This is a genomic window from Acetatifactor muris (assembly GCF_024623325.1).
Classification (GTDB): Bacteria; Bacillota; Clostridia; order Lachnospirales; family Lachnospiraceae; genus Acetatifactor; species Acetatifactor muris.
Window position 1 is genome coordinate 1 of sequence record NZ_JANJZD010000079.1, and the last position, 4240, is coordinate 4240.

The 4240-nt window shown below is 35.0% G+C and carries 5 protein-coding genes and 1 pseudogene; 2 read left to right on the forward strand and 4 right to left on the reverse strand.

Annotation, left to right across the window (positions count from 1 at the left end; genetic code table 11):
* Positions 1-468: 468 nt before the first annotated feature.
* From NSB25_RS28735 to NSB25_RS29850, 3 genes and pseudogenes are all read right to left on the reverse strand, one after another.
* Positions 469-1158, reverse strand: coding sequence for a class I SAM-dependent methyltransferase (locus tag NSB25_RS28735; RefSeq protein WP_172455329.1), 690 nt, complete (start codon positions 1156-1158; stop codon positions 469-471).
* 24 nt (positions 1159-1182) lie between these two features.
* Positions 1183-1623, reverse strand: coding sequence for a GNAT family N-acetyltransferase (locus tag NSB25_RS28740; RefSeq protein WP_207656196.1), 441 nt, complete (start codon positions 1621-1623; stop codon positions 1183-1185).
* Positions 1624-1801: 178 nt separating this feature from the next.
* Positions 1802-1984, reverse strand: a pseudogene (locus NSB25_RS29850) (hypothetical protein); the annotation flags it as partial.
* A gap of 51 nt (positions 1985-2035) precedes the next feature.
* Here NSB25_RS29850 and NSB25_RS28750 point away from each other — a divergent pair.
* Together NSB25_RS28750 and NSB25_RS30005 are read left to right on the forward strand one after the other, a co-directional pair.
* The gene (locus NSB25_RS28750) at positions 2036-2392 is read left to right on the forward strand and encodes a helix-turn-helix domain-containing protein (protein WP_242982654.1); all 357 of its coding nucleotides are present in this window, start codon (positions 2036-2038) and stop codon (positions 2390-2392) included.
* Positions 2393-2418: 26 nt separating this feature from the next.
* On the forward strand, positions 2419-2583 hold the full coding sequence (locus tag NSB25_RS30005) for a hypothetical protein (RefSeq protein WP_242982653.1): 165 nt from the start codon (positions 2419-2421) through the stop codon (positions 2581-2583).
* A gap of 1108 nt (positions 2584-3691) precedes the next feature.
* Here NSB25_RS30005 and NSB25_RS28760 read toward each other — a convergent pair.
* Positions 3692-4006: a PHP domain-containing protein gene (locus NSB25_RS28760; protein WP_146040227.1), complete on the reverse strand. Its 315-nt coding sequence runs from the start codon at positions 4004-4006 to the stop codon at positions 3692-3694.
* Positions 4007-4240: the final 234 nt, after the last annotated feature.

Below are 4240 nucleotides of genomic sequence, written 5' to 3' on the forward strand. Positions count from 1 at the left end.
CTTACAGCTTCTTTCAGATTCCATCTCGCGGTGGACACCCTTGCTGTTCAGCTATGTGTTTCCTCGTTGCCCAGGCACACTCGGGACTTTCACCCGTTAGATTACTGCCCATGCTGGGCAAACAAAACCGGAAAGTCCGCTGCTTATGCGGCTTCCCGGCTTTCTGTTTACTATTCGAACTCGGCGTGTTCTTTGTTGTTCTTAACTGTATTTGTTTAATTTTTATGCAAATACACGCCCATTTTTACATCAATTACATCATTTATAATAGCTTGCTGATTTTCTGTTGCCAAAATGTTGCCACAAATTTATTATAGCAAATCCCCACAATTTAACAACTCATTTTTGAAATGTTACACAATAAAAACTGTTTTCTCCTTAGTCACCCTCATTACATGGTGCTAGCACCATGTCTTTCATGTCACTAAAGAAAACCAATAGAAATTTGCCCCATGTAATGAGTATTAACTAATCCTTTTTGAACACACATACATACAAATATTCACTCTCCCACATTTGATTATCCACAATGTTCTCCCCTTTATGTAAATCTACAACATAAAATCGTTCTCCCCAAAACTCTTTCAATCTTTCTTCTGTAAATGCAACTCCTGTTTGTTTGCTCTTGTAAAACTCATAGTCATCTACTTCATCAGCACCGTCTTGCCCTGCCGCAAAACACAACAAAATAAAATAGCCATCTTCTGCTAATATACTTGATACAATATCTCTATATTGTAAACGCCTATGTGGTGCCAAATGATGAAATATACCACTGTCTATTACCAAGTCAAACTTCTTTTCCATTAAATCTAATGCAAAAATATTCTCTGCTTTAAAGACTACTTTTTCCGCCTTACTTTCTCTTGCATTCCTTTTTGCATTTTCTATTGCAATTTCTGATAAATCATATGCTTCTGTATCAACATCATTTTTAGCAAGATAAATTGCGTTGCGCCCTTCTCCACAACCAAATTCGCAAGCATTTTTAATATTATGCTCTCTTATAAAATCAACAACACATTTATCTGGCAATTTATTATATTTCAAAAATGGAGCAGGCTTATCCCTCTTAATATAAAAGGTGTTCCAATCCACTCCCTCCGTATATCTGTCCAACATACAAAATAAATCATCTATTGTATTAATGAAATTCATACACATACCTCCAACAATTCCAATTTAACATTCTTTCTTATAAATTAACATTCCGTTACCATAAGGGTCATCTTCCGCCCCAAATTCTTCCTTAACAAATTCATACCCATTCTTTTCAAGAACTCTCACAGAAGCATTATTTCCACGCATAACACGTCCATATAAAATATTTATTCCAAAAGTTCTTCTTATAAACTCTGTCATAGCTTTTAATAATTCAGTAGCATAACCATTTCCACAATACTTTTTAAATATCCCATAACCTATCTCTACCTCATCAGTATTTCCTTCTACCTCATTTACACCTGTATCGCCTATCAGTTCACCTGTTTCTTTCAGTTCAACAGCTAATACATATGGTAAATGCTTGCCATTCACACAGTCCACATAAAATTTGATTGCTCCTTTAGTTTCTTCCATATCTACATAACTTTCATTTGGAATCCACCTTTTTACTTCTTCCAAATGATTTTATATAAACATTTGGCATCTTCTATCTCAAATTTTCTAATCTTCAAGTGCTCTGTTTCAAATATATATTCCATGCCTTTTTCTCCTTAAATTTATTACATAAATTATATCACTTTTATTCTCTATTTTCCATAAAAATATAAGGCATAGCAACCGCCACACCCCAAATTTCTTATCGTTCCAATGACTTTTCAATCTGCTGTTTCTGTCCTTTCAAGTCATTCTGCTTCTCATACAAACTGTTTCGCTCCTTGCAAAGTTCTTTCATGCGCTCCAACTGCGCCCGCACTCCCTCCCGGCAATCCGGCTCTATCTTCTTATACTCCCCGGTCAGATTACGGATTGTATTATTGTGATAGAATTGAACTAAGCACTAACGAAAATCACAAAAATCGGAGGTATTGGCATGACTACCGGAAAAAAGATTAAACACTTTCGGAATTTGCGTAGCATATCACAGAAAACGCTCGGTCAGCTTTCCGGCATCAATTCCGCCACAATAAAAAAGTATGAGTATGGCATCCGCAATCCCAAGCCCGACCAACTGCTGAAAATTGCAAATGCTTTGGGTATCAGTATCAATGTTTTCATGGATTTTGATATAGAAACGGTATCAGATGTATTGTCTTTGATTTTGAAAATGGACGAACAATTAGATATGAACTTTGAAGCAGAGAGTACGAGGACGGAAGTTTCAATCCCTCTACAATCAAAATATCCTTTAAAAACTCTCTGCTCAATCATAAATTGGGCGTATACATGAAAGCAAGAGAATTGCAGGAGAACCTTTTGAATGATACGGAACGCTTCTCGTCAGAGGAAGAACACCAACGTGCGATCGAAGCACTCTCAAAGGATTTAGACGCTGTTAAGCAGAGTATTCTTGACGATAGCAAAATTGTCAAAAAGGGTGATAGCGGTATATCTGTAAAAATTTATCCCGAAAATGAATGATAAAAGTTTCGGAAAAATGAATATTAATTAGATAAACAATAAAAATGGAAACTAATGGCAATTAGGTAATTTAAGCAAGCAAAAGTGGAATGGATTTATTGACGTAATTTTTTTATTTTAATAGTATTTAATCAGAGCAGACGTCTACTACTAAAAATATCAGGAGGCTATAAAAATTTACATGAACAGAAAAATATATCAGCGTTATTTAGAAACCAGTGTTTATACATACGTAGGGAAATATAAAGAATTTATAGCATGAACTTGACCGTTTGGCAGAATTGCTGTCAGAACCTGATAAAAATATGGAACAAATAGAAAACTTATGAACTACAAACGAGAAATTTTCTGTTCTAACAAATAATACACAGAACATCTACTATGATACTTTTGGATAACGCTATGCCAAAAAATCTGCAATACTTTAGAGAACCTTAGTTACATTTGTATTTCAATAATTCGGCTTTGCAGAATTATCAGAACGCAAAGAGCCAACTTATCAAATTAAAAGGGCGGTCATACTGTTGGGTAAATATTTCAGAGGATGGTATAATTCAGCTTAATCAGCAGATATTAGACTTTCTTAATCTGAAGATTAGAATGAAATTATTGTCTATCCGAAGCAGTGATATAGCTTTTACAATGGGCAACCGGTCCTCTGTTGGAAAGAGCCGATAACTATGAGGGCGAAATTCCTCTGTATTAAAAAAGCAAGTATCATGATACCCGCCCGAAATCCAGTATTCCTCAAATAATTAGAGCCATTTTAGAGCCAACAGGCATAAAGCAATCCCGGAAACGCCATTTATCAGCATTTCCGGGATTTTATCCGTTACTCGAACTCGGCGTGTTCTTTGTTGTTATTAACTGTTTTTGTTTAAGTTTTATGCAAATACATACCCATTTTTACATCAATTACATCATTTATTATGGCTTGCTGATTTTCTGTTGCCAAAATGTTGCTACGCATTTATTGTAACAAATACACGCAATTTGGCAACTCATTTTTGAAATGTTACACAATAAAAATTGTTTCTCCTTAGTCACCCTTATTACATGGTGCTAGCACCATGTCTATTATACCGCTAAGGGAAAACATCTGCTTTTCCTAAGCATTTGCAACGCAAATTTCAAGCTCTCGAATTTTATCTCCTACATCTTCAGGACAATGGGCATCGGATGATGTGATAATTTTTATATTTTTATTCTTCAAAACATGTAGTAATTCTTTATCCATTCCCAAAGAAGCAGTTTTTGAACATCTTCGAGCCACGCCACTATTCTGATCTGCATACATATTACTATTTGAAAGTTCCTTTGCTAAACTTTCATAGTAACCCAAGAGTGAAAATGACGGTCTATGACCAAATAATTTTATTGCATCTGGATGACCAATGCCATCAAATAGTTTACTTTTTGCCAAGGAAATAGAGTCTTCAAAATACCTACGATATATCGTATCTACATCAATTTCAATCCAATGTTCAGGCTTATGATCAAATGCAAATTTATCAACAAAGTGAATGCTGCCTAGAGCGTGTTTGAAAAATAAAAAGTATACAAAACATTTGTTCCAGCCTCTTTTTCATGGTAAAATAAAGAAAAAGGGGGTTGATATTATGTTAAGGCGTTACGAACTCACCGATCAGGAATGGGA